Origin of the sequence: Vibrio sp. IB15, assembly GCF_016406055.1 — a bacterium.
Taxonomy (GTDB): Bacteria; Pseudomonadota; Gammaproteobacteria; order Enterobacterales; family Vibrionaceae; genus Vibrio; species Vibrio chagasii.
In genome coordinates, this window is the sequence record NZ_JAEFCE010000005.1 from 98767 (window position 1) to 122901 (window position 24135).

Below are 24135 nucleotides of genomic sequence, written 5' to 3' on the forward strand. Positions count from 1 at the left end.
CTGCGTTACTAATGGCTTTGAACCAACGATGAAGGTTAAAGCGTTTGCCAATGACTCATCAAGTAACTGCCAAGGCCAGAAGGCGTAGTATTGTGAACGACCATCTCATCACATTGGTTGAACACCATGAAGTGTTTAAGCTCATCAGATAAGGCATGAATCAACGACTCATGGTTTTTGATTCTATCTTCCACAACCAAGTTACGAATATTGAGTAAACGGCTCTTTCTGTCGACCTTGCAATCCATTCGCGCCACCAGCTCTCCTTGCCATAGAATCGGCAAACTGAAATAACCAAACTGGCGCTTGGCTTCAGGAACATAGCACTCGAGAAGGTAGTCAAAGTTAAACAGTGATTGCATTCGCTTACGTTGAATCAACAGATTATCGAACTGAGAAAGTACCTTTAACTTGGTTCGTGATAGTGGCTGATTCAGTAGCTCAAACGCATTAGGCAACACGTAGTAACCAGCACCTTGAACATCCACTTTCACTATTCGCTTGTCTTCAAGCATCTGTTGGAGTGTCTTCTGTATCAGTGGCTTGGTGTTCTTAAGGAGATAGCTCATCTCCGATGCGATGCCCACACCGTTCGCTTCTAAATAACGAATAATCAGGTGCTCAATGTACTCTTGTTCTGTGGGTTCAGAGGTATCAATGCCACTCGGCACAACTCGCTCGGTTAGGTCATACACCTTATGAAAGTTCACTCGGCTTGGCACCATTCAGTCACCTTGCATAAACAAAGTTTCTAGGGCCTGTTTGGCAGGTTTACCGCCCCATCCGCCGGGGTTTGGTCTATCGCCTTCAAAGTCTTTCGCCATTAATGGCCCTTCGTTCTCAATACGTTTGAGAACATGAGCCATGAGTGCCTCGTCTTTTTTATACCAATGCTTCAGCTTACCGCTTGCGAACGCATTTTTTCGATGCAAACTGAAACGGTAATCTCGCATGGGTAAATACGCAGCAGCATGCGACCAATACTCAAGTACCTCACGACGCTCTAACAACTTATCAAGATGGCTAAGTTGGTAATCTGGATTACGATTCCACAGCGTATGATGGTGGGCTCTTTGAATCACAGAGATCGTATCAATTTGCACATAGCCAAGGTTTTCAATCGCAGACAGCGTGCTCGCCAAAGCGCCCCCATTACGTTTCTTTTTGGGTGGCAGCTTTTTAGGCGGTAGCTTTTGCGATAGCAGTACAATTTTTTTCGCTTGTGCGAGTGAAAGTGATTCCATGAACTCCAAACTTTAATTGATAGCAATGACCAGCTTATGATTCAGCAATAAGCTCTTGAAGGATCTGCTTGTACGTTTCGACCGTCTGCGCGCCAGTTACTGCACTCTTGCGGTTGAAAACCACAGTAGGAACCGCAGAGATACCCATGCGTTGCCATTCGAACTCTTGCGCTTCTATTTGCTTTAAGTTGTCGGTGTTCTTTAAGCGTTTCAGTGCCTTCGTTGCATCTAAGCCAACCGCTTCAAGCTCTTGCGCAATAACATCCAGATCTGACAGATCTTTTTGCTCTGAAAAATGCGCTGTGAAGAAGCGTAGCTTCAACTCTGTCTGTTTTCCGTGCGCTAGAGCAAAATCAAGCAGCGCATGTAAGTGGCGTGAATTCACCATTCTCATGCTGTCATAAAAATTGAAATCGAACCCTACCGCTTTGCCGCGAGCTGCCAGTTGCTCACGTGAGCGCTGACTTTCTTCTGCACTAGAACCGTATTTTCTCATGATATGCTCACGCAGGTTTTCACCCTCTTGCGGCATATCTGGATTCAACTCAAATGGCTGCCATTCAAGTTCAATCTGTTGTTCTAAAGCTAGCTCTGAAACAGCCTGCTCTAGGTTTTTGTAACCGACGACGCACCATGGGCACATTACGTCAGAAATAATATCGAGTTGAAGTTTCTTACTCATCGTCATTCCAAATATCGTTAATAAGGCAGATCCAATACAAGGTGGATATCCGTGTTGCCATTAAGACCACAACAATATGAACACTCGTTCAAATATCGACATATTCGCTATCAAATTTCTCTCAATTAACCTTTGACTTAAAGTTAACTTTAAGTTGTAGAGTGATACAAAACGGAGACGATGAGACAGAGATATGAAAAGAAAAACACCACCCTACCTTACCGGACGCTTCTTTGATGGCATTAGCTCAGGGCTATTTATGTTGGCACTTCCGTGGCTAATGCTAGCAACGCCCAATATGGGCACTTTTGTTGCGCTCACGGCTCTGGTCTGTACGATCACTACCTTTCTTGCTACACCCTATTTTTCAGCGTTGATCGACCGCCATTCTCGTAAAAATATTTTGATCATCGCGCAGGTAATCCAGGCTTCAACCGCATTTATTGTCGCTGCAATTTACTGGTTTGGCTTCGGTTCTATTGTCGTTCTGGGTGCCGCTCAACTCATTTTTTGGGTTTCTAGTAGCCTTGCCTGGCACACCAACAATGCCTTTACGCAAGAGAATTACGACCACCATGAATATGCCAAAATTTCGAGTCACCAAGAGATTATTTTGCAGTCGACAACTTTGGGTGCAGGCGCTCTTGGTGTTGTCTTACTCGAGCAGTGGAGCATTATTGAATTTGCGATTTTTGCAGGTATTGCCTCGAGCATTTCAGCAATAAGTTACTTGGTGACACCTTACAGAAGACAAATCACGGAGAGTGTAAATACACCATTCAAACAGCAATTGGTCGAAATTAAAGATGTGTTCTCTCAATCGCCTCAATTCTATGGTTTCCTGATTGTTTCTTGTCTCTCATATCCGATGGTGACCTTTTTGAGCCGTTTAATTCCGATTTGGTTTTCAGAACTGAATATCACCGGAGACTGGCTTGCACTTTACAATATCTCTCTCGGCATGGGGGCAATGATTATTGGGATATCTTTACCACTGATTCTGAAGTCTGCATCTCACAAAACAATCATCCAAATAGCGATGTACATCATCGGAGTCTCTTTATTGTTGATGAGCCAAGCAGAGAATCCTGCATATCTTATTGTTCTTACTTTCATTTTCGGTGCATTCAACGCACTCAATAGAATTGCCCGAACCAATTGGATGCACCATGCGGTAGCAATAAAACAAAGAGGAAGAGTAGATGGAGGGCTAGCGCTATTCGCTACATTAACCCAGAGCTTAAGTTATGTGTTGATTGCCGTATTGGCGCAAGCCGATGCGATTATTTATGGTTTTACCATTGCTGGGACCGTGGTTCTGGCTGCTACATTTTGGATGGGTAAACTTGGCAGACAAATTAAGCCGGAGTGTACCTTAGCGAATCAATGTTAAAGCGAATTATCAAAATTCGAGATTACCAATAAAAAAGCCGACTCATGTTAGTGAGTCGGCTTTGATAAAAATCTAAAAAGGATTTCAAACGTTACGCGAGAAGCTTCTCCAATACTTGGAATACGCCTGCATCAACATTACTTGGCGCACCAAAACGAGCTATCTCTTTTAGTTTTGGATGTGCGTTTTCCATAGCATATGAGTGGTAACTTTCTTTAAGCATCTCGTAATCATTTAGGTAGTCGCCAAAGCTCATGGTCTGTTCGTAAGTAAAACCTAATGTGTTCTGGAGATGCTTAATTGCTGCCCCTTTTGAAGCCTCAGCATTCATCACATCCAACCAAATTTTTGCGCTTACAACCACTTGGTAATTTTCACCAAACTTAGCGTCGATGCTTGGGTTTACTTTCTCTTGTGAGCCGTCAAAGTGGCAAATAGCCACCTTGATAAACTCATCTTCAACCGCCAACAGATCTTCTACCTGCTCACGGCGATGGTAGTACTTAGAGATTTCCTCTAGAGCACGCTCGTCTTTGGTTTCGATGTATGCCGACTTCTTACCACACAACACAACATGAGCGCCTTCGATAGCACGCGCTTCTTTGATGATATCTTTGATTGCATCTGTATCTAGCAAGCAGCTGTAGAGTTCTTCACCTTTGTGCATCACTAATGTGCCGTTTTCAGCAACAAACATCATGCGATCTTTAATAGGATCAAAAGTTTCCATTAAACTGTAGTACTGACGACCCGACGCAGCAGCAAAGATAATGTCTTGAGCTTCTAATCGCTCATAGAGGTTAAAAAATTCTGGGTCTAATTTTCCGTGTTCATTAAGCAGAGTGCCGTCCATATCAGCAGCGATAAATTTGATGTTCTGTTGTGGCATTTCAGAGCTTACCTATAAATAAAATTGTAAATTATGATTTTTCGTTATCTTGGGTAACGGTTCTGCGTTCGATTATATCGTTAGAGTAGCAAGTAAGTGCAATTCTTTTCGGTCGGTTTATTTGCCTAAATCTAAGATCTTGTTTATGCCTAATGAGATTTCAAATAGATAACTAATCGGATATCAAGCGTCATCAAAACAACAAGCTGAGCAGGCCAATTTAAGGCGACTTTTAAAATTCACATTGACCGCTAAAAGAAATAGGCTTATTATTAATCGTCTTTTAACGATTAGCATTAAGTGAGCCACCTAAGTATGACTGCAACATGCCAAGCAACAGAAAGCTGTTCTTTACCTCTTCCGCCAAGTAATGCAGAAAAAGAAATGGCAGCGTTAGCAAAAGCACTCGCGCATCCAGCTCGAATTCGCATACTTAGCATCTTGTCTGCACTAGAAAAGTCAGGCGGCTGCTTAAACAGTGATCTGGTGAGTGAATTAGGTTTAGCTCAATCAACAGTGTCAGAACACTTAAGAATATTAAAAAACTCAGGCTTCATTACCGCTGAGTCTATTCCGCCAAAGATGTGTTACCGCATCGACCGCGACAATATTCAACGCTTCGAATCGGTATTTAACAGCATTTTAAAATAGAAGTTCACGCTTGAATGATTGGCTTTGATAGCCTTTACTTTTAAGCGTGTTTTTTTATACTCAATCGTTTTTCGACGATTTACGATACTAACAAAGAGAGATTACCATGAAACCAAAGTTAGGTTTTCTAGATCGCTACTTAACACTATGGATCTTCATCGCCATGGGCCTTGGCGTGCTGCTGGGTACCCTATTCCCACAGATCGAACAGTGGAACGATTCAATGTCTGTTGGCACCACCAACATTCCACTTGCGATTGGACTTATCTTAATGATGTACCCACCTCTGGCTAAGGTTAACTACAACCTGCTAGGCACCGTGGTAAAAGATAAGAAAGCCATCAAGCTCTCTTTGATCATGAACTGGTTTGTTGGCCCAATCCTCATGTTCGTATTGGCACTGACTTTCTTAGGTGATCACCCTGGTTACATGGTCGGCGTGATTCTAATTGGTCTTGCTCGTTGTGTGGCAATGGTTCTAGTTTGGAACGACATCGGCGGCGGTAACAAAGAATACGGGGCAGCCTTGGTTGCTCTAAACAGTGCGTTCCAAGTGGTTAGCTACAGCTTTATGGCGTGGTTGTTCATCAGCGTTCTTCCTCCTGTATTCGGTTACGAAGGTATGCTGGTTGATATCTCAATGATCGATATTGCACACAGCGTACTTATCTACCTAGGTATCCCATTCCTAGCAGGCTTCCTAAGCCGTAAGATCCTTGTGTCGATGAAAGGTGAGCAGTGGTACACCGAGGTGTTCATTCCGCGTATTTCCCCAATGACACTTATTGCACTGCTAGCAACTATCGTTCTGATGTTCAGCCTAAAAGGCGAGATGATTGTTGAGTTGCCAATGGACGTGTTGTTGATTGCTGTTCCACTGACAATCTACTTCACTGCTATGTTCTTCATCAGTTTCTTCATTGGTAAGAAGATGGGCATTGAATACGACAAGAACGCATCAATTGCCTTCACTGCGACTGGTAACAACTTTGAGTTAGCGATTGCCGTAGCAATCTCTGTATTCGGTATCAACTCAGACCAAGCGTTTGCAGGCGTTATTGGACCACTGATTGAAGTACCTGTGCTGATTTACCTAGTGAACGTTGCACTTAAGATGAAAGACAAGTACTACAACGGTCTCACAGTGAAATCTGCGAACTAGAAAAATCGCGTATCGCTTAAAACAGAAAGGCTCACAAAGTAATTTGTGAACCTTTTCTCTATCCAGATTAATCCAATTTAAGTCTCATCCAGCTTATGTTTCGTCTAATAGGCCTTTCAATGCTTGTTCAAGCCAAAGCAAAGCAGGTCCTTTCGAGCGTGTTTTCGATAAAACCAAATCAACCGGAGGCGACCACGTTTTGTGGTCAAATGAGACGTTCACCTCAACTAAGCGCTGTTTACTCAACTCTTCTTCCACAAGGTGTTTGGGTAAGTACGCCCAGCCGACATCACTACCAAGGATCATTTCCTTGATGACGATAAAGCTGTTCGACCACCATACCTTGCCCGCTATAAGTGGAAACTGATCCATCATCTTACCTTTATCCCCCCTCAGCATGAGCTGACGATGAGGCAGTAAATCCGACAACTTCGCTACACCCGTTTTGGCTAGCTTGTGGCTTGGGTGACAAACAGCAACAAACGGTAAGTGCCCAATAAAGCAAGGTTCAGAACCGACATCAAAAGCCAAGTTGGTGAACATCAAACCAAGGTCTGCCTTCTCTTCAACGACGAAAGGATTCACTTCTGTTGTGGTACAAGCGATCAACTCAACCTCAGTAGCAGGGAAATGTTGGCTGAATTCACTTAGGATTCTGGATAGGTTGGGGACCAACAAGGAATCGTCTAATGCGATTTTAATAAGCCCTTCTTCGCCAGTTCCTATCGCACTAACGGAAGCATTAAGATCTTCAACCTGAAGGACGATTGCTTTCACTTGTTTAAACAGTTGCTCCCCTTCTTTCGTTAGCGAAGGTTTGCGAGTCGAACGATCAAATAACTCTACATTGAAATCTATTTCAAGATTGCTGATGCCTTGGCTGACCGCCGATTGCACCTTACCCAAATGACGAGCACTTGCTGAGAAAGAACCCAGCTCTACTGCGTAAACGAACATTTTAAGCTGTTCAATGTTATACATGCCACCAACCTATCATCACCATTGGTGATAGTTACTATCTTTCTATAATCACAATTAAAGATAACATACCTTTCAAACAGCAAATATAGATTCAACAGAAAGAGAAAGTACATGTCACACAAAGAACGAATTCTACATATGGTGCTATTTGAAGTGTTCGCACTGATCATGATGGCAGGGCTAGCAACCTACATTACTGGTCATGGAGCTGGGGAAATGGCGGGGTTAGCACTTGCGATGTCGCTAATAGCAATGGCTTGGAACTACGTCTACAACTACGGCTACGACAAAATCTTCGGGGCAGACAGAACAAAACGAACCAAGAAAACACGAGTTTTACACGGATTGGGATTTGAACTTGGTTTAATGACTGTAACGCTGCCAGTTTTGATATGGGTGTTAAAGCTCGATTTTCTGACCGTATTGATTATGGACATTGGCCTAGTCATTTTCTTTGTACTCTACGCTATCGGATTTAACTGGGCGTACGATTCAGTAAGAGACTACCTTGTTACACAAGGAAAAGTTAGCGCTCTCAACTAAGTCACCAATTCGCTCAAATATCATCACTGAGTGATAAACAAAACGAATTGCCAGATTCAGTATGGATCTGGCATTTTTTGTCATAGCTTAAGTACATCATTGTTTGTTAAAGCTTTTCCAACATTTGAGAACTAGGATAGGTCCACAAGATCCAAGTTTAATAAACCACCACTCGCGAATCAGCATCACAAATCCAGCCATCAACTCCTCGTACCAGTTGTGCATCTGCTTACATACAGGTACTTTTAGCGACCTCACAGGACATACATTCGCGCAATAGCGTCCATACAAGCTTCTTTTTCGAGCAAAAGTGTTCGGTTTAACATTTCAAGCCAGTTTAATTAACAATTTTATGCTCAAACGCTCACTTTTAATGCTCGTTTATTTTCGAGTTCGCAAATTTATGCACAATACGCGTGCTAGATAAGCAAAAATAACAAGGACTCGAACATGACAACAAACAAACAACCTTCTTTATTTGGGCAATGCCTCGCCGAATTTATCGGTACTGGTCTGCTCATCTTCTTTGGCGTTGGCTGTGTGGCTGCACTGGTATTAACAGGTGCAACATTCGGACAATGGGAAGTTAGTATCATCTGGGGCTTCGGCGTATCAATCGCAATTTACTGTACAGCTGGCGTTTCTGGCGCACACATAAACCCTGCAGTAACTATTGCGTTAGCCATGTTCCATGGATTTGATAAGGCGAAAGTTGTGCCTTACATCATCTCTCAATTACTTGGTGCCTTCTGCTCTGCAGCTTTGGTTTACAGCCTATACAGCAACTTGTTCACCGATTACGAAATTGCTCATAACTTTGTTCGTAGCAGCCAAGACGCACTATCAACTGCTGGTATCTTCTCGACTTACCCACATGCTTCACTCTCTTTCTTCGGCGCTTTTGCTGTGGAATTCGTGATTACTGCTGTATTGATGTTTGCCATTCTGGCACTGGGCGACGAGAACAATGGCGCATCACGTGGCGCAATGAACCCTCTACTGATCGGTATCCTTATTGCGGTAATTGGTGGCTCTCTAGGTCCACTAACTGGCTTTGCTATGAACCCAGCACGTGACTTCGGACCAAAACTTTTCGCTTACTTTGCAGGTTGGGATTTTGCATTAACCGGTGCTCGTGATATTCCTTACTTCATCGTTCCAATTCTTGCTCCTATTGCTGGTGCGTGTTTTGGTGGTTGGTTGTACCCACGTGTTATCGGTGCTCACCTACCAGTGGAAGGCCATGGCTGCACAATTCCAAACCAATGTGAAACAGAAGAAGAAGCTGAACAAGCTCAAGCTTAACCCCAAGCGACCTTACATTTACTAAAATATAAATAACGGAACAAAAAGGATTCTTACCATGACCGAGCAAAAATACATTGTTGCCCTAGACCAAGGCACTACAAGCTCTCGCGCTGTAATCCTCGATCAAGATGCAAACATCGTAAGCTCTTCTCAACGAGAATTTACTCAAATTTATCCAAAGGCTGGCTGGGTTGAGCATGATCCAATGGAAATCTGGGCGACTCAAAGCTCTACATTGGTTGAAGCTCTAGCTAAAGCAGGCATTCGCAGTGACGAGCTAGCGGGTATCGGTATCACTAACCAACGTGAAACCACCATCGTTTGGAACAAAGAGACAGGCAAGCCGGTATACAACGCCATCGTATGGCAATGTCGTCGTACTGCAGAAATTTGTGAAGAACTTAAAGAACGTGGCCTAGAAGACTACGTGCGTGACAATACAGGTTTAGTCCTTGACCCGTATTTCTCAGGTACAAAAGTAAAATGGATTCTAGACAACGTTGAAGGTGCTCGCGAAGACGCTGAAGCAGGTAAGTTACTGTTCGGTACAGTTGATACTTGGTTGGTTTGGAAGATGACTCAAGGCCGTGTACACGTTACGGATTACACTAACGCATCACGTACTATGTTGTTTAACATTAACGACCTATGCTGGGACAGCAAGCTACTAGACGAGATGGGTATCCCAGCATCAATGATGCCTGAAGTGAAACGCTCTTCTGAAGTTTACGGCCAAACGAACCTTGGTGGTAAAGGCGGTACTCGTATTCCAATCGCTGGTATTGCGGGTGACCAACAAGCAGCGCTTTACGGTCAAATGTGTGTTGAAGCTGGCCAAGCGAAAAACACGTACGGCACGGGCTGTTTCCTACTGATGAACACAGGCCAAGAGAAAGTAACATCGAAGAACGGTCTATTAACAACATTAGCGTGTGGCCCTAAAGGCGAACCAGCTTACGCACTTGAAGGTGCAGTATTCATGGGTGGCGCATCTATCCAATGGCTACGTGATGAAATGAAGCTACTGGCTGGCGCAGAAGACTCTGAGTACTTCGCAACTAAAGTTGATACGTCAAACGGTGTTTACGTAGTTCCTGCATTTACTGGTCTAGGGGCACCATACTGGGATGCTTACGCTCGTGGTACGATTGTTGGCCTAACTCGTGGCGTTAACTCTAACCACATCATCCGTGCAACACTGGAAGGCATTGCTTACCAAACTCGTGACGTACTGGATGCGATGCAAGCGGACTCTGGCATCAAGCTAGCAAACCTACGTGTTGATGGCGGCGCTGTAGCGAACAACTTCCTAATGCAATTCCAATCAGACGTGCTAGATACAGAAGTTCACCGTCCTGAAGTGACTGAAGTAACGGCTCTAGGTGCAGCGTACCTTGCTGGTCTAGCGGTTGGTTTCTGGGACAGCATCGATGAGCTTCAAGACAAAGCAGTACTAGACCGTACTTTCTTGCCACACCACGATGAAGAGAAACGTAACCGCCGTTACAAAGGTTGGAAACGTGCTATCAAGTGTGCACAAGTTTGGTCTGAACTGCACGATGACGACGAAGAGTAAAATCGAGCGTTCGAATAATCACTCTCTTTTCGATTGAATTGTTCGTTACTCAGTAAACGAAACTAAAAAGAGCACTATTTTGTGCTCTTTTTTGCGTTTGGGGCCTTTTTTTCATGTTTTGATCAACGTTTTTGCGGTTTAGACATAATTCCTTACCATCATTACTTCTCTCTGAGTATCAATTCGAGCACAATAGCGCGAGGTAATATTTAGAATTAGGTGCGCTAAAGTATTGCAGCGCGCAGGGAGTGGTAAGTTAAGTGAAGCAAATTCCAAGACACCAGCAGATTGTAGACCTGGTAAAAACACAAGGATATGTGAGCACCGAAGAGCTCGTAGAGAAGTTCGATGTTAGCCCACAAACCATCAGACGAGATCTCAATGAGCTGGCTGATAGCAATAAAATCCGTCGCTATCATGGTGGTGCTACTATTCCTCTTAGCTCAGAAAACACCTCTTACAACACGCGTAAAGCGCTTAACTTCAATGAAAAAGATGTGATTGCCGACGAGCTGGTAAAACACATTCCAGATGGTGCAACCTTGTTCGTTGATATCGGCACCACACCAGAATCCGTGGCACGCGCGCTGAACAAAAACCACAAACAACTCAGAGTCGTGACTAACAACATCAACGTTGCCAGTATCCTGCTACCAAACCCAGAGATAAAGGTTATCTTGGCAGGTGGTGAAGTAAGAAACCGTGATGGTGGTATCGTGGGTGAAGCAACACTCGATTTCGTGAAACAGTTCCGCCTCGACTTCGGCATTCTAGGGATCAGCGGTATCGACTTTGACGGCTCACTACTCGATTTTGACTACCATGAAGTTCGAGTGAAGCAAGCCATCATCGAAAACAGCCGCAGCATCTTCTTGGCGGTCGACCACAGTAAGTTTGGTCGTAACGCAATGGTGAAGCTGGGTAACATCTCTCAAGCACACATGGTATTCACGAATAAACAACCACCAGAAGAGATCCTGAACATCCTCAAGGATTCATCGGTCCCACTAGAAGTGATCGAGACTGCTTCTCAACCACTAGCCTCGGGCGAATAAAAAAACGCTCAGAAATCATGTTCATTAGAAGAGTCCACTGTTGATAGATCACCCTGTCGATAATGGGCTCTTTTGTTACTTAGAAAGTCGTACTTGAACATGAACAGTATCACTTCTATGCTCGAATCAGAGTTATTTGGAACCTTCGCTGTCATAAGCGAAGGTTTTTTTATGTGCAAATCACATAAAACGCGCATAAACGAAAATAACAAATGACCGAAAACGAAAGTTAATATAGGATTAAACTATGTTCTAAAATGCTCGTTCGCTCAGAAAGAGGTCAAAACCATGAGTGCTCAACAAACTAATTCAAACAATAGTACATCTTCAACTCTAGACTTAATCGTTATTGGCGGCGGCATCAATGGTGCGGGTATCGCGGCAGATGCTGCTGGTCGTGGTCTAAACGTTGGTTTATACGAAGCAAATGATTTCGCCTCTGCGACGTCTTCTGCAAGTTCAAAGCTAATCCACGGTGGCTTACGTTACCTTGAACATTACGAGTTTCGTTTAGTTTCAGAAGCACTCGCAGAACGTGAAGTGTTGCTGAGAAAAGCACCTCATGTTGCACAACCAATGCGTTTCCGTTTACCGCACCGTCCATTTTTACGTCCAGCTTGGATGATTCGCTGTGGCTTGTTCCTTTACGACAACTTGGGCAAACGTACGACTCTTCCTGGAAGTAAAACGGTGAACTTGGCTCAATCAGGTTTGCTGAAACCAGAAATGAAAACAGGTTTCGAATACTCAGACTGCTGGGTAGATGATGCGCGTATGGTATTACTGAACGTGTTGGCAGCGAAAGAAAACAACGCAGAAGTACGCAACTACTGCCGAGTCGAAAAAGCACACCGTGAAGGCGACATTTGGCATGTAACTATTCTTGATGTGATGACAAACCAACGTTTTGAGCGCAAAGCGAAAGCGTTGGTCAACGCAGCTGGCCCTTGGGTGAAACAGTTCTTTGATGATGGTTTGGAGCAAACATCACCGCGGAATATTCGCCTAATCAAAGGCTCACACATTGTGGTCCCGCGTGTTCATGACGAACCACAATCATACATTCTACAAAATAAAGATAACCGCATCGTGTTCATGATCCCTTACTTAGATAAGTTCTCACTCATCGGTACAACCGATCTTGAATACAAAGGCGATCCCCGCGAAGTAGCTATCGACGATGTAGAAGTTGATTACTTAATTGATATTGTAAACCAGCATTTTGTTAAGCAACTAGAGCGTGACGATGTAGTGTGGAATTTCAGTGGCGTGAGACCGCTTTGCGATGATGAATCTGACTCACCACAAGCAATAACCCGTGACTACACATTAGAATTAGATGCTGAGTTTGACCAAGCGCCACTGCTTTCTATTTTCGGTGGCAAACTAACCACTTATCGTAAGCTTGGTGAAGCAGCTGTAAACAAGCTAGAACCTTACCTGAAACATATGGGGGCACCTTGGACAGCTAACGACACGCTACCGGGTGGTAACTTCAGCTGCAGCCGCGAACAGCTTGCCACAATGATGCACACGAAATACCCTTGGGCATCAGAAGCACTGCTGCTTCGTTACGTGACCCAATTTGGTACTTACACATGGCATCTACTTGAAGGCGCTACGTGTGAATCGGATCTTGGTATTCAGTTCTCAAGCGAAGCACACGGTGTTTACCAAGCTGAGATTGATTACTTGATCAACCAAGAGATGGCAATGACAGAAGAAGACATCTTATGGCGCAGAACCAAGCTTGGCTTGTACATGAGCGAATCTGAGCAACAAGCATTGTCTGACTACTTAAAAGAGAAGTTACAACGTAAAGTGGTAAGCTTTTCTCAGGTAGGCTAATACCTGCCAACAAGCACAGTCCAAAAACCTGATTAATAACCAAGCTTAGCGTCCCCCGCGCTAAGCTTTTTTATTACTAGGTAATCAAACCACACCCAATTACTTAAGCAAGCGCCATCTCTTACAAACAAAAAAACTCCCGAAAGAGTTTTTATTGTCGATATCTAAAAGCTGTCGTCCATTAACTGTTCAAGCGAGCATATAACGCATCTTTCAGCACAGAACGGTCGTGCTTAAGTTGGTGCATTGAGCCATCATCAATGGGTGAATCTTTCAGCTCAAGTTTACGAATCTCTTTATCAAGGTTGTCGTATGTCTTCATGTCTGTTGCAAAGCCATCATCAGTTTTAGCAAGCTCAGCAATTTTGTCTTTCATTTCAGGAAATTCGTGAACAAGAGAGTGATTTTCACCTAGCATAGAAACCTCTTCAGTTGATTAAAGTGATTGGTATTACATGTTAATTATTAAGCTTAGCAAGGGACTCAAATAACAAATGAGATCCAGTACACAGCATAGAATATAGACAATTTAGACTCACAAATTTACAACATCCCCCTACAAAATCGAGGGTGTTAAATTGAATTGTCTCAGTAACGATATACTTTTCCCTCATATTTCATATTGGTCTCTCGAGTCTACAAGCACAGAGCGTGCTCGAATACACCAAAGCGTATCAGCGTCAGCATTCGTTGATAATCCACAATATAGTCGAATCAGTTGTTAGATTTTAAATAAAATACCCTCATCAGAAGGAAAGGGTATTAATGTGCTATTGATAAATAGCGAAGCTTTATCTCAATGTGAAATAATTAGTAGCCTACTGTTTAGATTCATATAAGTCCGTTGGAATTTCCGTCTCACAGCGCTCAAGGTCATAATCTTGGGTCGTGCCACTGTTACCTTGGAATCTCATTCTCACGATCATGCCTCTATCAACAAACCAACGAAGGTCTTGGCAAGAATAACGGTAGCTCAACTCCGAAATGTGTGCAGTTGACCATCGAGAATTTCCCGGCAGTGACTCAACGTAATAGATCACACCATTTTCTGTAATCGTCATTCCTTTTATATCGCTTAGGTGTTCAATAGCGGTATCAATTGTTTCTTGATCTGCTGTTGGTTGTAACTCTTCAATTGGAACACTCAAACAACCAGAAAGAGCCGTTGCTGACAGACAAGCCAAAAAAATAGATTTCAAATTCATTTTAATTCTCATTCAATTACATAGTCAAAATAACGCTAGAACGAGATTCTATTCACAAGATAAATAAATGTGTATTGGTATATCTACTAATTTATAATAAATGTGATGCAGAGTTCTAATTCACTCGACTTGGGGATTTCTAAAAGAAGAAAATGACTCGTAACCCACTCTTAGAAATATCAGTGTCTACATAAAAGCTAAATACTTTGACGACATATCAATGTGTTACTATTGAATCTGTGCGGCGCTTGCTCTATTGAAGCGTTCATTTTTCACTACAGCTAGCGATATCAACAAAGGCCAGAGGGAATTGCTCAACTGGCACATGAAAATATGCCCACATAGCGGTCGCCCGCGTATGTGCATTATAATCGACACATATACAGCCAGTCTTTGGACGCAAAAAAGCTCCAAGTTCAAAAACAAATGCGTTACGGAGTTAGAGGTTTACCCCACTAAAAAATGTCGTTATGGTGATTTGTAATGCATAATAAAAACAAGGACAGTCTGAGAGTTATGAACAGCACGATTGAAACTATTCTGGGGCACCGCTCCATTCGTCAATATACAAATCAACCGATTGAAAAAGCGCAACTAGATGTGATTATTCAGGCTGGTCTCGCGGCTTCGTCATCGAGCTTACTGCAGGCTGTTTCTATCGTGAGAGTGACAAACAAAGAGAAGCGCAAACTGCTAGCAGAATACGCTGGCAATCAGCCTTATGTTGAAAGTGCCGCTGAGTTTTTGGTGTTCTGTATCGACTATCAACGCCACGCTCAGATTAACCCTGAGGTAAAAACCGACTTTACCGAGCTAACTCTGATTGGCGCCGTCGATTCTGGCATTATGGCGCAGAACTGCATGTTAGCTGCGGAGTCGTTGGGATTAGGTGGCGTGTACATTGGTGGCCTGCGTAACAGCGCACAACAAGTCGATGAACTGTTAGAACTACCACAACACACCGCCGTGTTGTTCGGGATGTGCTTAGGTCACCCGGCACAGCAACCGGAGGTGAAGCCTCGCCTTCCAGCTCATGTGGTGATACACGAAAACCAATACCAACCATTGAGCCTAGATGAGATCGCTAGCTACGACGATTCAATGCAGAGCTACTACGCCAACCGCTCTAGTAACCAGAAGCAAAGCAGTTGGTCACAGCAGATCACACAGAAACTCTCTGGTGAATCTCGTCCTCATATTCTGCCGTACTTGAACAGTAAGCAACTGACTAAGAGGTAGCGTTCAAGACCTAGCTCAGATAAAAAAGCTCAGTTTCAATCACCACAAACAAAAATGTCAGCGCATTACACGCTGACATTTTTCTTCTCTATAGTTCTGATTTTCTTATAGATATTTCTCTATCGGAAGAAGCTGTAGGAAGCCTGATTGCATGCGCTCCCACTTGCCGGTTTCTGGTTCGCTGTCCCAACTTTGCTCACCTGAGTACCAATACACATCACCATCTTCTAGCTCCAAACGCCAACTGTTATCTTCGCTCATCGCCTGTTCGATAGTTTCAGCTAGCGTTTCAGCAATCGCTTTGTTTTCGATGATTAACACCGATTCCGTGTTTAGGTAGGTTGAACGTAGGTTGAAGTTAAACGAGCCAATACTCGCAATCCTGCGGTCAAATACCACTGATTTAGCATGCAGACCGTAAGCTGTCTCAGGTGCACATTTTGATACGTCTTGGGTAGATGCTTCACACAACTTGGAATCTGGTTTTAGCTCAAACAGGTCGATGCCATGCTCTAACATATCGTAGCGTCTGCCCGCGTAAGCAGAGTGGTTAGTAACCAAGTCATTTGACGCCATTGAGTTGGTCAATGCGTTTATCTCAACGCCTTCGTTATTCAACGTTTGCCACTCTTCTAATTGGCCATCATCAAATACCAAGTAAGCCGACTCAAGCAAGATCTCTTGTTTAGATTCACTGGCTAGTTGTCCTAACAGAACTGCCGTTGCTTTTGGTTCATCAGTATTGTCTGAATCGACAGGTACAGGGCGGTCGTAAGCGAAACGAGCATTCACCCAAGTCATCTCATCAAGAGTCTTTTTCAGCAAGCTATCTGCCGATTCACGATTTAATGGTAACTCCGGGTAGTTTTTGTATTGCGGAACGGTTATGTCGTCAATCTTTGAAAGATCCGGTTGCTCTTCGTCACCCAACATAGCGACAGGGTAAGACCAACGGCTGTCCCAATACTCAATAAAGCTGGTTTGGATAGTGGTAACGACGGTACCCATCACCAATACATCACGATCTCGGAAGTTGATCTCGTCAGAAAGGTCGAAGTATTCATCACCAATATTGCGTCCCCCCACCACAGATAAAGTACCATCGACAGTGAAGGATTTATTGTGCATACGACGGTTTAAACGTGAGAAATCACCAAGGAAGCTCAACCACTTACTGAAACCACGTCGCGTTGGTGTTGGGTTGAAGATTCGAATCTCAACATTCGGGTGAGCATCGAGTGCCGACAGTAGCCCTTCACGCTCATTGAGGTTGATGTCATCCAGCATCACGCGAACCTTAACGCCACGATCAGCAGCAGCTAGCAGGCGACTAGCAAGATACTTACCCGATTCATCCGAGTTCCAGATGTAGTATTGAATATCGATGGTGTGCTCTGCGCTTTCAACTAGTGCCAAGCGCTGAGCCAATGCATCCCAACCGGATTCTTGTAAACGAACGGCAGTCGTCGCCTGCTCTGATTCGGGTTGATATTCATCCGCCAAAACCGATAAAGCGCTTGGTCCATAAGAGGTGTACGGTTCTGCCGGGTGATCGATGCCTTCGGGTAATGAAGAACAGCCGCCGAGTGCGGCGACGAGTAATAAGGTTAAGCTGATGCGTTGGAGCACAGGCATGTGTTTGACTTCCTTTTCACGGTGAGGTCTTTGAATTAGCCTCGACAACTTTTCAACGACCAAGTTGTTCGAGGTTATTCATTGATTATTACTGCTAAATCCAGAAATTTATAGGTAATTATCCAGTATAAATAAAACTTAGCGACTTCATCGTGAGGAACACAGTATCGAATTCACCTATTCAGGCATCGATAGTGACTACAAGGTCATGACGTTTTCAGTTGTTCGATACCCAAGCAATAAAGGCCTAAAGGCTTTCTCACCATCTCAACCGTAATCTCAGTTCTATCCGGGTTACAGTTCAATGCAAGCGCATAGCCATGCAAGTAGTCAACTAGCAAATGAAGAGCATCTTCGGATTGCTCTGATGTAAGATTCAACGGATTCACTACCGCTTCAAAGCGCTCACTAAAGACTTCAACGGGCCCAAGCGATTTCATCGTCAGCAAAGTTTCTAGTAGCCCGCGATAGTCATTCAACACTGAAAGATAGCTCACGCTAAGCTGATACAAGTTCTCTTGCCACACTTGGTTTTGCTCAGGCTGTGCCACTGCACCTACCAATGAGACAGTGATCGACTCCAATAGATCATTTTTGTTTTTGAAGTAATGGTATATCGCCATCGCATCGACACCGAGCTCTGTGGCTAATCCTCTGATACTCGGAACTTTACCGCCTTCACGCATCATGCTCTTTGCCGTATCTAAGATCTTTTCTGCACTCAGTTGACTTGATCCACTCTTTGGTCGACCTCGCTTTTGATCTTTGACAGTCATAACACCACCTCTTAAACTAAATTTCTACACTGTAGAATATTTTAATTTAATACAGCGTAAATGCCAAGTTCCTGTTCAATTTCGGAGTTAACAATGTCAAATATTGTCTTTATCGGTACGAGTCTTGATGGTTACATTGCAGACAAAAACGGTGGTCTAGAATGGTTACAAGCCATCCCAAATCCAGAGGGTGATGACATGGGGTACAACGCCCATATCGATCGTATCGATGCTTTGGTAATGGGCCGAAACACCATGGATATGGTGCTGAGCTTCGGTATTGATTGGCCTTACACAAAACCGGTTTATGTTTTGAGTAACACGTTGACTGAAGTGCCTAAAGAGCTTGAAGGTAAAGTGTTCTTGATAAAGGGCGAACTCACTCAGATCATCGAAGATCTAAACAGCAAAGGCCTTAACAATCTGTATATTGATGGCGGTGTGACCATTCAAAACTTCCTGAAAGAAGACCTGGTTGATGAACTGATTATCTCGACGATCCCTGTCGTTCTTGGTGGTGGTGCTCCGCTATTTGGTGACTTAGTCTCTCCTCTCGACTTTACGCTAAAAAGTGTCACGACTTACCTCGATGAGATCGTAACTACTCACTATTTACGTAAGCGTTAAGCCACTTAATGATCGATGTTGATGAGCCAAAATCGAGTTGGCTCATCATGCCTCCTTTACTTAAGAAACCTAAAGTCTGCAACCCAGCTCTCTCCTCGAAGCCGTTCCTAATTCTGCTCACAAGCTAATCATTGACAAGCTAAGCCAACATTGACACTCTATAATGCTGCGTTGATTTTGCCGCACTAGCTGCATTGCAGTTCTAACTTTTTAAGATAGGTAAAATATGAACTACCCAAGCACTCTTCCAGCACCTCACAAAGCACTTCTCATCAAAGTGGTTGATGTCTTGTCTCAAGATCCTCGTATATGTGGCATCGCCGCAAGTGGCTCCTTTGGCGCTAACTCGATGGACAAATACAGCGACTTAGATTTTGTTATCGCGGTTAACCCAGCCGACTATGAAAGCGTAATGCAAGAACGGTTCAACATTCTTGATAGCATTGGCGGTAAAGTCGCTGCCTTCACGGGTGAACACGTTGGTGAGCCACGTTTAATTGTGTCGGTATTTGGCCCAGAGCCTGTTCACGTTGATTTCAAATTTGTCTCGCTACCAGACGCAGCAGTTCGAGTTGATAACAACCAAGTGTTATGGGAACGAAATAGCTTATTAACCGATGTGTTCAGCAGCGCGGAACCACGCTACCCACAACCAGACCCGCAATGGATTGAAGATCGTTTTTGGATTTGGACGCACTATGCCGCAACCAAGATAGCTCGTGGCGAATACTTCGAAACAGTTGAGTCTCTCTCTTTCATTCGTCAAAACGTTCTATCTCCGCTGGCGCTAAAGCAAGCTGGGCTCACGCCGTCTGGTGTGAGGAAAATTGAAGAACGACTGCCTAAGTTTGCGCAAGCACTCGTAAAAACCGTCGCGATGCCAGAACGTGACGCATTGATCCCGGCACTCAAACAAGCAGTCACACTGTACCTTGAGTTGAGAGGTAACGAGCAAGTCAACATTGATGATCATGCTCAGTCATTTTGTCTTCAATACGTTGAGGAAGAGTTAAGCTAATTCCGTATTAAGTAAGCCACAGGTTTTAACAGCCAATTCATAAATGCGCCGAGGGCTAATTGCTCTCGGCGTATTCGTTCTCAGTACAATCATGATAAGTACGGCAATCTTGACACGGCACTTGCAAGAACGGGTTGATCGCTCCTACACAATCCTACCCAAAAGTAGTACCATTTATCGTATCTCATTCTTAATGGTATTTATGTCTTATGAAGCTTTTAGTCGATCGCACTGGTGAACAGTTTTTTAGAAATTCTGGAAGAATCAGGAGACAAACTGACGGTTCAATTCATTAGCAATGAAGGTAATCGAAAAGGTAAGCCGTTCCAAGATAGTTTGAGTGGCTTGTTCCTCACAGGCTGGAAGCCTCACACGACCTCAACCGCTATTGGCCTAGAGCGCTTTAAACAAGGCAAATTACAAGATCCAAAAGTAAGCTTTGCGCTTCATCAGCTCTACCCACTTGGCCGAGATGTAAAACTACCTTCTTGTGATATCGCCACAATCGTAAGCTACGCCAATACCCACAGCGACAGCTACTATATGTTTGTTCGTCTCAATGATGAATTGAAGCGCCTTAAGATGACGCCAGAATGGGAGCTATTACCTTCAGTTGTGAGATTAGCCCTGCCTTATTACCCAGCCCCAAGAAGCCAGCAAGAACTCGACAATATTGATGACTTCGATGCCTGGGCGGGCGGGTTTTAAAGTTCAATTACCTTTGTTAATCAACACCTAATAGCTCCTTTATTATCAATTAATTTTTGATAATAATTCTAACGGAGCGCGGTTTATCATCATGAGCCTTCTTACTATTCTTTGTTCATCGGCACTGATGATTGCTCATCCAATAAAGAGCAACTCAGTGAACAGCACCGCTTTGGTGAATCAAATAATATAGGTAACAAACATGACTCAACTGACTATCATCGTAAACATCGTCGCTAACGAAGACAAAGTTGAAGTGGTTAAAGCAGAACTGCTAAAGCTAATTGATACCACTCGTGCAGAAGAAGGTTGCATCAACTACGACCTACACCAAGACAACGAAAAACCTGCGCATTTCACTTTCTACGAAAACTGGACATCACGCGAACTGTGGCAAGCGCACATGGGGAATACTCATCTCGCTGAGTACATGGCTGCAACCGAAGGTTGTGTGGCGTCATTCACTCTCAATGAAATGACGAAAATCGGTTAGTCGCTGACTGAACACATTAACAAACAACAAAAAGCCCGTTCAGAACACCTGAACGGGCTTTTTCATTGAACTTGGTATTCTCTAAGCTACAGATTCGCCCAGTGTTGGTTCAAGCACTGTCTTTTGTTGCTTCTGCCATTTATCCACGACCAGTGCAGCAATCATGTCACCTTCTACATTAACTGCCGTACGAAATGTATCTAACGGACGTTCAATAATCAGCAGAATCGCGATCGCTTCCAGTGGTATACCTGCGGCCAATAACACCAGCTGCATGCCAGACATAGATCCAGATGGCATACCCGGAGCCCCGACAGAAGAGACCATCGCCATAATGAAGATCATCACCAAGCCAGAAGTCGTGAGGTCCACACCAAACAATTGAGCCAAGAAGATTGCCGCAACACCTTCAAAAAGTGCCGTCCCATCCATGTTCATCACTGCGCCAAGTGGTAACACCATGCTACTTGTACTTTGCGATACGCCGAGCTTTTCTTCTGCGCTCTGCATCGCAAGTGGCAAAGTAGCAGAGCTTGATGACGTTGCGAACGCCATCGCCATCGGTGCCGAGATACCTTTGAATAGTGTGCTAAGACGAATCCCAGTCATCACCTTCGCAATAGTCGGCAAGACAATCGCTCCGTGAATCAAAGTCAGCACAAACACGAGCAAAGCAAACAGTGCCAATTGCTCAAACAGTGACTCACCGCCACGAACGGTAAAATCAAAGACAATGGCGAAAACCGCTAGTGGAGCTAAACGAATTATCCAACCAACAATGGTATTGATGCTCTTATTCAAGCCATTAAGCACCTCAAAGATCGGGTGTTTTTCTGGCAATGAAGAAAGCAGAGCAATACCCAACATGAATGAGAACACAACAATCGCGAGCAAGTTACCATTGGTTAATGCCGCTACCGGGTTCACTAATGCCATGCTAAACAGCTTGCTGGCAATCGCAGCTCCTCCTGCCGCATCTTCGCTTATAAGCTGAACATCGTCTCCAATCGCAGCAACGCTGGTTAAAGGCTCCCAAGCAGGCAACAGTAGTGAAGCACCCAAGCCCAAAGAGATGGCTATCAGCGTCGTGAAGCTATAGAAAAGCACCGTATTGCGACCAATTTGCTTCAATCGAGTTATCGAACCAATGCTTGTTATACCTTGCAATAGCGAGAATAAAACCACTAAGCCAACGACCATTTTTAGCAAGCCGATATAGGTAGTTTTGCCAAGCATTAAGAACTGATACCACCCCGTTTGGGTAATACCAGAGGTTGAAGAAATAAGTTGTGCAAAAAGCCATGCAAGCAAAGCAGCTAACATTAACTGTAGAGGTAAAGAGTGGCGAAGTTTAGTCAACATAAGGACAATTCCAGTAACCCTGTAGGACAATTCAGATACCTTTATTAAAGGGAACAACCTTTAATAAAAATATTCCTTGGTAAAGCATGCCTAGGAAAAAATAAAGTCCGCTAGATTTGATCTAACGGACTTTAAGAAAACCAAATGAGGTTTAAGATTTAAGGCTATTTATCCATGTGTAGAACAGTACGGATAGATTCACCTTTGTGCATTAGTTCGAATGCTTCGTTTACATCTTCAAGGCCCATAGTGTGAGTGATGAACTCTTGTAGTCCGAACTCACCCGCCATGTAACGGTTTACGATTTCTGGAAGCTCAGAGCGGCCTTTAACACCACCGAAAGCAGAACCACGCCATACACGACCTGTTACTAGTTGGAATGGACGAGTTGAGATCTCTTGGCCTGCACCTGCAACACCAATTACAACGGATTCACCCCAGCCTTTGTGACAACACTCAAGAGCTTGACGCATCACGTTTACGTTACCGATACATTCGAATGAGTAATCAACACCACCGTCTGTCATCTCAACGATAACGTCTTGGATTGGCTTGTCGTAGTTCATTGGGTTGATGCAGTCAGTCGCGCCAAGTTGTTTTGCTAGCTCGAATTTGCTCTCGTTGATATCAACACCGATGATTTTGCTTGCACCCGCCATACGAGCACCGATGATTGCAGAAAGACCGATACCGCCTAGGCCGAATACAGCAACTGTGTCGCCTTTTTCAACTTTAGCTGTGTTCAGTACTGCGCCCATACCAGTGGTTACGCCACAACCTAGAAGACAAACTTCCTCGAGAGGTGCTTCTTTGTTTACTTTCGCTAGTGAAATTTCTGGAAGTACCGTGTACTCAGAGAAAGTAGAACAACCCATGTAGTGGAAAATTGGCTCACCGTTGATAGAGAAACGGCTTGTGCCATCTGGCATTAGGCCTTTACCTTGAGTTTCGCGAACCGCTTGGCAAAGGTTAGTTTTACCAGACTTACAGAACTTACATTCGCCACACTCAGCTGTGTAAAGTGGGATAACGTGGTCGCCAACTTCAACGCTTGTTACGCCTTCGCCAACCATTTCAACGATACCGCCACCTTCGTGACCAAGGATAGAAGGGAAGATACCTTCTGGATCGTCACCTGAAAGAGTGAATGCGTCAGTGTGACAAACACCAGTAGCAACGATACGAACAAGTACTTCGCCAGCCTTTGGCAGTTCAACGTCAACCGTTTCACGCTTTAGTGGCTCACCAGCTTTCCAAGCAACCATAGCTTTAGATTGGATATGAGTTTGACCAGGTTTGATTTCGATAGTCATGTGATATTTCCTATATTAGTCAGTCAACGTTGAGCCTGTTTGTTATCGCTCTCTCGTTTTGTTGAGGCTAGTATAGGTGTGACCATCAAGTTTGATAATCCCATATTTTTGAGAATAATTATTACATATTAGTAATAATAAATAGGAAGATTAACTTCGTCTAAAAGCGAATCAAAGGTTTAACCTAGGCTGAATAAAATCGATAAACGCAGAGATACGCTTAGATACCGAGGATGATTTATAGAATACCGCATTGACTCGCTACTGTATTAACTCGATTCAGTGGTCTGCTAGACAAGAAACAGACTCCGCAAGTCGCTGCATCTAGCATCTAGCATCTAGCTAGAATAGAAAAGCCCGAATCTAGATTCGCAATGTAGTTCACTTAAGCGGAGCTGCTTTGCGATTAATTGGGTAGCGAGTCTTT

Annotated in this window: 21 protein-coding genes and 2 pseudogenes; 13 read left to right on the top strand and 10 right to left on the bottom strand. The window is 43.9% G+C overall.

What is annotated here, in order from left to right; translation table 11 throughout:
• Positions 1–35: 35 nt before the first annotated feature.
• Positions 36–1244: pseudogene (locus tag JC606_RS03315) on the bottom strand (winged helix-turn-helix domain-containing protein).
• Between the two features lie 34 nt (positions 1245–1278).
• The gene (locus tag JC606_RS03320) at positions 1279–1926 is read right to left on the bottom strand and encodes a DsbA family oxidoreductase (RefSeq protein WP_102424900.1); all 648 of its coding nucleotides are present in this window, start codon (positions 1924–1926) and stop codon (positions 1279–1281) included.
• Between the two features lie 193 nt (positions 1927–2119).
• On the opposite strand from JC606_RS03320, the gene JC606_RS03325 reads away from it, so the two are divergent.
• The gene (locus JC606_RS03325) at positions 2120–3319 is read left to right on the top strand and encodes an MFS transporter (protein ID WP_198777987.1); all 1200 of its coding nucleotides are present in this window, start codon (positions 2120–2122) and stop codon (positions 3317–3319) included.
• Between the two features lie 91 nt (positions 3320–3410).
• Here the strand turns inward: JC606_RS03325 and JC606_RS03330 are convergent, their stop codons facing one another.
• A complete protein-coding gene (locus JC606_RS03330) occupies positions 3411–4208 on the bottom strand; it encodes a Cof-type HAD-IIB family hydrolase (protein ID WP_137406177.1) in 798 nt (265 codons plus the stop codon).
• Positions 4209–4523: 315 nt separating this feature from the next.
• Here JC606_RS03330 and JC606_RS03335 point away from each other — a divergent pair, with 315 nt between their 5' ends.
• Complete coding sequence (locus JC606_RS03335) at positions 4524–4859, top strand: ArsR/SmtB family transcription factor (protein ID WP_198777988.1); 336 nt, start codon at positions 4524–4526, stop codon at positions 4857–4859.
• Between the two features lie 106 nt (positions 4860–4965).
• Entirely contained in the window at positions 4966–6021 is a 1056-nt protein-coding gene (arsB, locus tag JC606_RS03340) for an ACR3 family arsenite efflux transporter (RefSeq protein WP_128162758.1), read from the top strand.
• 93 nt (positions 6022–6114) lie between these two features.
• On the opposite strand, the gene JC606_RS03345 is transcribed toward arsB, so the two are convergent.
• Positions 6115–7002: a LysR family transcriptional regulator gene (locus tag JC606_RS03345; RefSeq protein ID WP_102478793.1), complete on the bottom strand. Its 888-nt coding sequence runs from the start codon at positions 7000–7002 to the stop codon at positions 6115–6117.
• 111 nt (positions 7003–7113) lie between these two features.
• Between JC606_RS03345 and JC606_RS03350 the strand changes: the two genes are divergently transcribed.
• The 5 genes from JC606_RS03350 (at position 7114) to glpD (ending at position 13332) form a co-directional block, all read left to right on the top strand.
• A complete protein-coding gene (locus tag JC606_RS03350) occupies positions 7114–7545 on the top strand; it encodes a PACE efflux transporter (protein ID WP_137406172.1) in 432 nt (143 codons plus the stop codon).
• Positions 7546–7995: 450 nt separating this feature from the next.
• Positions 7996–8850, top strand: coding sequence for an MIP/aquaporin family protein (locus JC606_RS03355; RefSeq protein ID WP_008215950.1), 855 nt, complete (start codon positions 7996–7998; stop codon positions 8848–8850).
• A gap of 58 nt (positions 8851–8908) precedes the next feature.
• Complete coding sequence (glpK, locus tag JC606_RS03360; RefSeq protein ID WP_198777989.1) at positions 8909–10429, top strand: glycerol kinase GlpK; 1521 nt, start codon at positions 8909–8911, stop codon at positions 10427–10429.
• 260 nt (positions 10430–10689) lie between these two features.
• Positions 10690–11484 (top strand): DeoR/GlpR family transcriptional regulator, encoded by a 795-nt coding sequence (locus JC606_RS03365; RefSeq protein WP_137406169.1) that lies wholly within the window; start codon positions 10690–10692, stop codon positions 11482–11484.
• Positions 11485–11772: 288 nt separating this feature from the next.
• Positions 11773–13332: a glycerol-3-phosphate dehydrogenase gene (gene glpD, locus JC606_RS03370; RefSeq protein WP_137406168.1), complete on the top strand. Its 1560-nt coding sequence runs from the start codon at positions 11773–11775 to the stop codon at positions 13330–13332.
• A gap of 181 nt (positions 13333–13513) precedes the next feature.
• Here glpD and JC606_RS03375 read toward each other — a convergent pair whose 3' ends face one another.
• Together JC606_RS03375 and JC606_RS03380 are read right to left on the bottom strand one after the other, a co-directional pair.
• Positions 13514–13750 carry a YdcH family protein gene (locus JC606_RS03375; protein ID WP_004740376.1) on the bottom strand — a complete coding sequence of 79 codons (237 nt, stop codon included), beginning with the start codon at positions 13748–13750 and terminating at the stop codon, positions 13514–13516.
• Between the two features lie 400 nt (positions 13751–14150).
• On the bottom strand, positions 14151–14537 hold the full coding sequence (locus JC606_RS03380; RefSeq protein WP_004740375.1) for a hypothetical protein: 387 nt from the start codon (positions 14535–14537) through the stop codon (positions 14151–14153).
• 516 nt (positions 14538–15053) lie between these two features.
• On the opposite strand from JC606_RS03380, the gene nfsA reads away from it, so the two are divergent.
• The gene (gene nfsA / locus JC606_RS03385) at positions 15054–15776 is read left to right on the top strand and encodes an oxygen-insensitive NADPH nitroreductase (protein ID WP_198777990.1); all 723 of its coding nucleotides are present in this window, start codon (positions 15054–15056) and stop codon (positions 15774–15776) included.
• Positions 15777–15881: 105 nt separating this feature from the next.
• Here the strand turns inward: nfsA and JC606_RS03390 are convergent, their stop codons facing one another.
• Entirely contained in the window at positions 15882–17411 is a 1530-nt protein-coding gene (locus JC606_RS03390) for a phospholipase D family protein (protein WP_198777991.1), read from the bottom strand.
• 206 nt (positions 17412–17617) lie between these two features.
• Complete coding sequence (locus tag JC606_RS03395) at positions 17618–18187, bottom strand: TetR/AcrR family transcriptional regulator (RefSeq protein WP_105023901.1); 570 nt, start codon at positions 18185–18187, stop codon at positions 17618–17620.
• Positions 18188–18247: 60 nt separating this feature from the next.
• Between JC606_RS03395 and JC606_RS03400 the strand changes: the two genes are divergently transcribed.
• The 4 genes and pseudogenes from JC606_RS03400 to JC606_RS03415 all read left to right on the top strand — a co-directional run bounded on the left by JC606_RS03400 (position 18248) and on the right by JC606_RS03415 (position 21033).
• On the top strand, positions 18248–18814 hold the full coding sequence (locus JC606_RS03400; RefSeq protein WP_198777992.1) for a dihydrofolate reductase family protein: 567 nt from the start codon (positions 18248–18250) through the stop codon (positions 18812–18814).
• Between the two features lie 226 nt (positions 18815–19040).
• Positions 19041–19832: an oxalate:formate antiporter gene (locus tag JC606_RS03405; protein ID WP_198777993.1), complete on the top strand. Its 792-nt coding sequence runs from the start codon at positions 19041–19043 to the stop codon at positions 19830–19832.
• Positions 19833–20041: 209 nt separating this feature from the next.
• Positions 20042–20540: pseudogene (locus JC606_RS03410) on the top strand (hypothetical protein).
• 202 nt (positions 20541–20742) lie between these two features.
• On the top strand, positions 20743–21033 hold the full coding sequence (locus JC606_RS03415) for a putative quinol monooxygenase (RefSeq protein WP_137406164.1): 291 nt from the start codon (positions 20743–20745) through the stop codon (positions 21031–21033).
• Between the two features lie 81 nt (positions 21034–21114).
• Here JC606_RS03415 and JC606_RS03420 read toward each other — a convergent pair whose 3' ends face one another.
• Positions 21115–22395, bottom strand: a complete 1281-nt coding sequence (locus JC606_RS03420) for a dicarboxylate/amino acid:cation symporter (protein ID WP_198777994.1) — start codon at positions 22393–22395, stop codon at positions 21115–21117.
• Between the two features lie 164 nt (positions 22396–22559).
• Positions 22560–23708, bottom strand: coding sequence for an S-(hydroxymethyl)glutathione dehydrogenase/class III alcohol dehydrogenase (locus JC606_RS03425; protein WP_017631496.1), 1149 nt, complete (start codon positions 23706–23708; stop codon positions 22560–22562).
• Positions 23709–24135: the final 427 nt, after the last annotated feature.

Bases quoted from the DNA above. Each gene is read 5' to 3' on its own strand.
- JC606_RS03380 (WP_004740375.1), bottom strand. From the start codon at position 14,537: ATGAATTTGAAATCTATTTTTTTGGCTTGTCTGTCAGCAACGGCTCTT.
- arsB (WP_128162758.1), top strand. From the start codon at position 4,966: ATGAAACCAAAGTTAGGTTTTCTAGATCGCTACTTAACACTATGGATC.
- JC606_RS03420 (WP_198777994.1), bottom strand. From the start codon at position 22,395: ATGTTGACTAAACTTCGCCACTCTTTACCTCTACAGTTAATGTTAGCT.
- nfsA (WP_198777990.1), top strand. From the start codon at position 15,054: ATGAACAGCACGATTGAAACTATTCTGGGGCACCGCTCCATTCGTCAA.
- JC606_RS03345 (WP_102478793.1), bottom strand. From the start codon at position 7,002: ATGTATAACATTGAACAGCTTAAAATGTTCGTTTACGCAGTAGAGCTG.
- JC606_RS03395 (WP_105023901.1), bottom strand. From the start codon at position 18,187: ATGACTGTCAAAGATCAAAAGCGAGGTCGACCAAAGAGTGGATCAAGT.
- JC606_RS03415 (WP_137406164.1), top strand. From the start codon at position 20,743: ATGACTCAACTGACTATCATCGTAAACATCGTCGCTAACGAAGACAAA.
- JC606_RS03390 (WP_198777991.1), bottom strand. From the start codon at position 17,411: ATGCCTGTGCTCCAACGCATCAGCTTAACCTTATTACTCGTCGCCGCA.
- JC606_RS03330 (WP_137406177.1), bottom strand. From the start codon at position 4,208: ATGCCACAACAGAACATCAAATTTATCGCTGCTGATATGGACGGCACT.
- JC606_RS03350 (WP_137406172.1), top strand. From the start codon at position 7,114: ATGTCACACAAAGAACGAATTCTACATATGGTGCTATTTGAAGTGTTC.
- JC606_RS03335 (WP_198777988.1), top strand. From the start codon at position 4,524: ATGACTGCAACATGCCAAGCAACAGAAAGCTGTTCTTTACCTCTTCCG.
- JC606_RS03425 (WP_017631496.1), bottom strand. From the start codon at position 23,708: ATGACTATCGAAATCAAACCTGGTCAAACTCATATCCAATCTAAAGCT.
- JC606_RS03405 (WP_198777993.1), top strand. From the start codon at position 19,041: ATGAACTACCCAAGCACTCTTCCAGCACCTCACAAAGCACTTCTCATC.
- JC606_RS03325 (WP_198777987.1), top strand. From the start codon at position 2,120: ATGAAAAGAAAAACACCACCCTACCTTACCGGACGCTTCTTTGATGGC.
- glpK (WP_198777989.1), top strand. From the start codon at position 8,909: ATGACCGAGCAAAAATACATTGTTGCCCTAGACCAAGGCACTACAAGC.
- JC606_RS03320 (WP_102424900.1), bottom strand. From the start codon at position 1,926: ATGAGTAAGAAACTTCAACTCGATATTATTTCTGACGTAATGTGCCCA.
- JC606_RS03375 (WP_004740376.1), bottom strand. From the start codon at position 13,750: ATGCTAGGTGAAAATCACTCTCTTGTTCACGAATTTCCTGAAATGAAA.
- JC606_RS03400 (WP_198777992.1), top strand. From the start codon at position 18,248: ATGCCAAGTTCCTGTTCAATTTCGGAGTTAACAATGTCAAATATTGTC.
- JC606_RS03355 (WP_008215950.1), top strand. From the start codon at position 7,996: ATGACAACAAACAAACAACCTTCTTTATTTGGGCAATGCCTCGCCGAA.
- glpD (WP_137406168.1), top strand. From the start codon at position 11,773: ATGAGTGCTCAACAAACTAATTCAAACAATAGTACATCTTCAACTCTA.